The 686-nt window shown below is 48.7% G+C and carries 1 protein-coding gene and 1 pseudogene; both read right to left on the minus strand.

Annotated features, from left to right (window positions below):
* Positions 1 to 290 (minus strand): phosphoadenosine phosphosulfate reductase family protein (locus J4D97_RS23150; protein WP_208309646.1); only part of this gene is annotated, 290 nt, incomplete at its 3' end.
* A gap of 3 nt (positions 291 to 293) precedes the next feature.
* Positions 294 to 686, minus strand: a pseudogene (locus tag J4D97_RS23155) (hypothetical protein); the annotation flags it as partial.

Consider the following 686-nt stretch of genomic DNA (forward strand, 5'->3'; position numbering starts at 1 on the left):
TTGGTGCACCAACGCGCGCTCGATGATGGCAAATACCCGCCATATACTTTCACGAAATGGTCAAAAGAGTCTTCGGGGCTTTCTTCAGCAGCTTCTAAGCGCGTGATTTTCTGCCCTAGGTAGTTCTCCAGGTTACTAATGAGGGTATAAGTCTCGGGCAGCTCTTTGCCGGTATCGCAGAAGTAGTACTCAATCTGCAGCTCTGGGTGCTTGTGGCGCAGGTAGATAGCTAATGCAGCGCTGTCCTTGCCACCAGAGATACCGAGTACGTGCCGTAGGGGCTTATTCATAACTTATAGTTGTTCTTGGAGAAGGCGGGCTAGGATAGCTAAACTGCGGGCTTTGTCAGACCCTAGCAAGGCCCTAATTTCTTTTTCTATCAGAGCATCACCTTCGCTAAGTTGCTTTGGGCGACGAATGATGCGAGTTTGTTCTTTTTTCCCAAATGCGGAGATACCTAAGCGAAAAACATCTTCTTCCTCAGCATTCGGATTGGCCTTCGCTAGTTCGCACAGGTTGTCTAGTTCATGAATACGCTGCTGAAATTGGTCTTGAAAAGTCCGCTCATCCGCATCTTCGAAGCTAGTCAAACTTTTGTTGAGAATACAGTTCGCCATGGAGTTGAGCCACGATTCACGGTCATCGAGTTTCGACATAATCCGGTCCTGAAACACACGCAGCTCGGC

The organism is Hymenobacter defluvii (genome assembly GCF_017589435.1).
Classification (GTDB): Bacteria; Bacteroidota; Bacteroidia; order Cytophagales; family Hymenobacteraceae; genus Hymenobacter; species Hymenobacter profundi.